The sequence below is a fragment of the Sphaerotilus sp. genome (assembly GCF_041083715.1).
Lineage (GTDB): Bacteria > Pseudomonadota > Gammaproteobacteria > Burkholderiales > Burkholderiaceae_C > Sphaerotilus.
On the sequence record NZ_JBFPGY010000371.1, the window covers coordinates 1 to 5,182 of the forward strand.

The 5,182-nt window shown below is 66.2% G+C and carries 6 protein-coding genes; all 6 read left to right on the forward strand.

Annotated features, from left to right (window positions below; all coding sequences use genetic code 11):
- Positions 1–735, forward strand: a 735-nt coding sequence (locus tag AB3X43_RS17495) for a histidine--tRNA ligase (RefSeq protein WP_369431145.1), incomplete at its 5' end; no start/stop codon positions are given.
- Positions 736–801: 66 nt separating this feature from the next.
- Complete coding sequence (locus tag AB3X43_RS17500) at positions 802–1,476, forward strand: YfgM family protein (RefSeq protein WP_369431146.1); 675 nt, start codon at positions 802–804, stop codon at positions 1,474–1,476.
- On the forward strand, positions 1,473–2,612 hold the full coding sequence (locus AB3X43_RS17505; protein WP_369431147.1) for an outer membrane protein assembly factor BamB: 1,140 nt from the start codon (positions 1,473–1,475) through the stop codon (positions 2,610–2,612). Before AB3X43_RS17500 ends, AB3X43_RS17505 begins: the two co-directional genes overlap by 4 nt.
- 50 nt (positions 2,613–2,662) lie before the next feature.
- A complete protein-coding gene (der, locus tag AB3X43_RS17510) occupies positions 2,663–4,006 on the forward strand; it encodes a ribosome biogenesis GTPase Der (RefSeq protein ID WP_369431148.1) in 1,344 nt (447 codons plus the stop codon).
- A 75-nt stretch (positions 4,007–4,081) separates the two neighbouring features.
- Positions 4,082–4,324: an RNA chaperone Hfq gene (gene hfq / locus AB3X43_RS17515; RefSeq protein WP_179635053.1), complete on the forward strand. Its 243-nt coding sequence runs from the start codon at positions 4,082–4,084 to the stop codon at positions 4,322–4,324.
- 41 nt (positions 4,325–4,365) lie between these two features.
- Positions 4,366–5,182: GTPase HflX (hflX, locus tag AB3X43_RS17520; RefSeq protein ID WP_369431149.1), on the forward strand; the 817-nt coding region annotated here is incomplete at its 3' end.

Below are 5,182 nucleotides of genomic sequence, written 5' to 3' on the forward strand. Positions count from 1 at the left end.
CACTTCGAAGCACACGCCGACGTGCTGGACGAGGAAGCCAAGCGCCGCCTGCACAGCAACCCGCTGCGCATCCTCGACACCAAGAATCCGGCGATGCAGGCCGTCGTCGAAGCTGCACCGAAGCTGATGGACTTCCTCGGTGAAGCGTCGCTGAAGCATTTCGATGCAGTGCGTGCGGTGCTGGACGCGGTTGGTCAGCCCTACCGCATCAACCCGCGTCTGGTGCGTGGCATGGACTACTACAACCTGACCGTGTTCGAGTGGGTCACCGACCGCCTCGGCGCACAGGGCACGGTCTGCGGCGGCGGGCGCTACGACGGCCTGATCGAGCAGATCGGCGGCAAGCCCGCGCCGGCCGTGGGCTGGGGCCTGGGTATCGAGCGCGTGCTGGCGCTGCTGGAAGAGGGCGGCGTGGCCGTGCCGGTCCAGGTGCCGGATGCCTATGCCGTCGTGCCTGACGCGGCTGCGCTGGCGACGGCCATGGTCACGGCCGAGGCATTGCGCGAACGGGGTCTGAAGGTCGTGCTCCACGCCGGCGGCAAGGACGGCCCGGGCAGCATGAAGTCCCAGTTCAGGAAGGCCGACGCCAGCGGCGCCCGCTATGCCCTGGTGTTCGGCGGCGATGAGCTTGCGCAAGGCATGGTGGCCGTGAAGCCGCTGCGCGACGGCGGCCGCGCCCAGGCACTGCGCCCGCTGGCCGACGTGACCGCCTGGTCGGCCGAGATCGCCGACTGATCCGGCGTCGCGCCAGCGCGACCCGCATAATCCCACCCTCCACGGTTACACCTCCGACAAACGCGCATGGCATCCCATCTCGATCTCGAAGAACAGGAACAGCTCGACCAGCTCAAGCAGTTCTGGGCCAAGTTCGGCAACTTGCTCACCTGGGGGCTGCTGATCGTGCTGACGGCGTATGCCGGCTGGAACGGCTGGCAGTACTGGCAGCGTGACCAGGCCGCCAAGGCCGGTGGCATCTACGACGAGCTGGAGCGTTCGGCCCAGGCTGGCGACGCCGTCCGGGTGACCAAGATTTGGGCGGATCTGCAGGCACGCTATCCGGCGACCGCGTTTGCTGAGCAGGGGGGGCTGCTGGCGGCCAAGGCGCAGTTCGACAAGGGCCAGGCAGATGCCGCGCGCGGCACGCTGGAGTGGGTGGCAGCGAATGCCAAGGAAGACGAATACCGGGCGATTGCCCGCCTGCGTCTGGCGGGGGTGCATCTCGAGGCCAAGCGCTATGACGACGCCCTGAAACTGGTCGGCAGCGACGTGCCCGAGTCCTGGGCCGGACTGGCTGCGGATCGCCGCGGTGACATCCTGCAGGCGCAGGGCAAGCCTGCCGAGGCAGTGGCGGCCTACCAGCAGTCCTGGAAGGTGCTCGCCAAGGATGTGGACTACCGCCGTCTGGTGGAAGCCAAGCTGGTGGCGCTGGGTGCTGCACCCCAGGAAGAGGGCGCAGCCTCGGGAGCCGACAAATGATCGCCCTGAACCTGCGCGGCCACAGCGCTGTCCAGCGCTGTCTTGCGGTGGCCGTGGCATTGCTGATGGCAGCGTGCTCCACGGTCGAGCGGCCCAAGCCCACGCCCCTGGAGCCGCTGACGCCCCGGATCGCTGGCAAGCAGGTCTGGCGCCAGAGCCTGGGTCGGCCGCTGGTCGGGCAGACCGTGGCCGTGATCGGCGATCGTTTCATGCTCGTCGGTGAAGACGGACGTGTCGTCAGCCTGGACATCGGGACCGGGGCTGTGCGCAGCCAGGTGATGGTCGGTGCGTCGCTGTCGGCGGGTGTCGGCAGTGACGGACGGCATGCGGCCGTCGTCACCAGGAACAACGAGCTGGTCGTGATCGACGGCGATCGCGAAATCTGGCGCACCCGGCTCAATTCGCGGGTGGTCACCGCGCCGCTGGTGGCTGGCGAGCGGGTGTTCGTCCAGGCTGTGGACCGCAGCGTGCTGGCTTTTGACGTGTTCGATGGCCGTCGTCTGTGGACCGTGGGCCGATCGGGTGAGGCCCTGTCGCTGGCGCAGCCGGGTGTGCTGCTGGCGTATCGCAACACTCTGCTGGTGGGCATGGGCGCACGCCTGCTGGCACTCGATTCGCTCACCGGCGCCTTGCGCTCGGACAGCACCCTGGCGTCTCCGCGCGGCACCAACGAGGTCGAGCGGCTGGCGGACCTGGTCGGTCCGGCTGCGCGCGGCGGCGAGGTCGTCTGTGCCCGTGCCTTCCAGGTGGCGGTGACCTGCCTCAACGCGGAACGCAATGCTGTGCTCTGGAGTCGTCCGCAAGGCGGCTTCGAAGGGCTGGCGATCAGCGGCGAGTTCGTGTCCGGTGCGGATGCGACCGATCGCATCAGTGCCTGGCGCCGGGCCAGCGGGGATGTGGCCTGGACTTCGGACAAGCTGCGCTACCGCGGTCTGACCTCCCCACTGGCTGTCGGGTCGACGCTGGTGTTCGGTGACAGCGAGGGCTGGCTCCACGTCCTGTCGCAGGACCGTGGCGAGCCGTTGCTGCGCCTGTCCACCGATGGCAGCGCGATCATCGCGCCGCTGGTGCGCTCCGGCCTGACGATGCTGGCCGTGACCCGGTCCGGCAACGTGTTCGCGTTCCGGCCGGAATGAGCCCGTGTTTCCATGACAACCATTCAACTGCTACAGATCGGAACTGACCCATGAAACCCGTGATTGCCCTCGTCGGACGTCCCAACGTCGGCAAGTCCACGCTGTTCAATCGACTCACTGGACGCCGCGATGCGATCGTGGCCGATTACGCTGGTCTGACCCGCGACCGCCATTACGGCGATGGTGCGCTGGCCGGCCATGAATTCATCGTCATCGACACCGGTGGCTTCGAGCCGGACTGCACCGCGGGCATCTTCCAGGAGATGGCCAAGCAGACGCGTCAGGCTGTGGCCGAGGCCGATGCCGTGATCTTCGTCGTCGATGTCCGCGCCGGCTTGTCTGCGCAGGACCACGACATCGCCCGCTACCTGCGCACCACCAGCAAGCGCGTGCTGCTGGCCGCCAACAAGGCCGAGGGCATGAAGGACGGCCCACAGCTGGCCGAGTTCCATGAACTCGGCATCGGTGAGCCGCTGGCCGTCTCATCGGCCCACGGCCAGGGCATCCGCAGCCTGATCGAGCTGGCGCTGGAAGGGCTGGAGCCAGAGGCCGAGGATGAGGACGACAGCCTGCCCGAAGAGGAGCGCCCGACCCGTCTGGCGGTCTGTGGTCGGCCCAACGTGGGCAAGTCGACGCTGATCAACACCTGGCTGGGCGAGGAGCGCCTCGTGGCGTTTGACCTGCCCGGCACGACCCGCGACGCGATCGAAGTGCCCTTCGAGCGCAATGGCCGCCAGTACAAGTTGATCGATACCGCCGGTCTGCGCCGCAAGGGCAAGGTGTTCGAGTCGATCGAGAAGTTCTCGGTCGTCAAGACGCTGCAGGCCATCGGCGATGCCAACGTCGTGCTGCTGCTGATCGACGCGACCGAAGGCGTGTCGGACCAGGACGCCCACATCGCCGGCTACATCCTCGACGCAGGCCGTGCGGTGGTCATCGCCATCAACAAGTGGGATGCCATCGACGAGTACCAGCGCCAGACGCTGCAGCGTTCGATCGAGCAGCGGCTGGCTTTCCTGAAATTCGCGCCGATCCTGCACATCTCCGCCAAGCGCCGCCAGGGGCTGGGTCCGCTCTGGAGCGCCATTGACGAATCCTGGGCGTCGGCCAAGCGCAAGCTGCCCACGCCGGTACTGACGCGCCTGTTGCAGGAGGCGGTTGATTTCCAGCAGCCCAAGCGGGCAGGGGTTTCGCGCCCCAAACTGCGTTATGCCCACCAAGGTGGACAAAACCCGCCGTTGATCGTGATCCATGGCAATGCCGTGGAGCACATCACCGACGTGTACAAACGCTATCTGGAGAGCCGTTTTCGCGAGCATTTCAAGCTCGTGGGCACTCCGCTGCGTATCGAGTTGCGCGCCTCGCGCAATCCCTTCACGGAAAAGGATTCCTGATCCGTCGGATCGTGGTCCCGGGCGTGTGATAACGTGCGGGCCTTCTTAGACTCCATTTCCAACACGGAGAATATCGTGAGCAACAAAGGGCAACTGCTACAAGACCCCTTCCTCAACCTGCTGCGCAAGGAGCATGTTCCGGTGTCGATTTACCTCGTCAACGGCATCAAGCTGCAGGGCCACATCGAGTCTTTTGATCAGTATGTGGTTCTCCTTCGCAACACCGTCACCCAGATGGTCTACAAGCACGCAATCTCGACCGTCGTGCCGGGTCGTCCGGTGAACTTCCACGCGGCAGAATCGCCGGAAGCCAGCTGACCGCCCGCAGCGGCCAGCCAGACGCGTCAACTCGAAGCACCTTGACTGCAACGGACTCTTCCCCTCTCCCACGCGCTGTTCTGGTCGGGGTCGATTTCGGCGCAGGCGCGTCCTTCGATTCGACGCTGGATGAACTGGCCCTGCTGGCCCAGTCTGCAGGCGACGATCCGGTTGCCCGGATCATCGCCCGCCGTCGTGCTCCCGATGCCGCACTGTTCGTGGGCTCGGGCAAGGCCGATGAAATCAAGCTCGTCGTGGCTGAGCATGGCGCCCAGTGCGTGATCTTCGATCAGGCACTGGGTCCTGCCCAGCAACGCAATCTCGAACGCCACATCGGCGTCGAGGTGCTCGACCGCATCGCGCTCATCCTCGAAATCTTTGGCGCGCGCGCGCGCAGCCATGAAGGCAAGCTTCAGGTCGAACTCGCGCGTCTGCAATACCTCTCCACCCGCCTCGTGCGCCGCTGGTCCCATCTGGAGCGGCAGCGTGGTGGCGTTGGTCTGCGCGGTGGTCCCGGAGAAACCCAGATCGAGCTGGACAAGCGCATGATCGGCGTGCGCATCAAGGCTGTGAAGGAACGGCTCGACAAGGTCAAGCGCCAGCGCGGCACGCAGCGCAAGGCGCGTGAACGCCAGGGCACTTTCCGTGTCTCGCTGGTGGGCTACACCAATGCGGGCAAGAGCACGCTGTTCAACGCGCTGGTCAAGGCGCAGACCTACGCGGCAGACCAGCTGTTCGCCACGCTCGACACGACGACGCGCCAGATGTTCCTCGAGGATGCCCAGCGCAGTGTGTCGCTGTCGGACACTGTGGGGTTCATCCGGGACCTGCCGCACACGCTGGTCGATGCCTTCCAGG

Coding starts and splice junctions, on each gene's coding strand:
- AB3X43_RS17500 (WP_369431146.1), top strand. CDS start 802: ATGGCATCCCATCTCGATCTCGAAGAACAGGAACAGCTCGACCAGCTC.
- AB3X43_RS17505 (WP_369431147.1), top strand. CDS start 1,473: ATGATCGCCCTGAACCTGCGCGGCCACAGCGCTGTCCAGCGCTGTCTT.
- der (WP_369431148.1), top strand. CDS start 2,663: ATGAAACCCGTGATTGCCCTCGTCGGACGTCCCAACGTCGGCAAGTCC.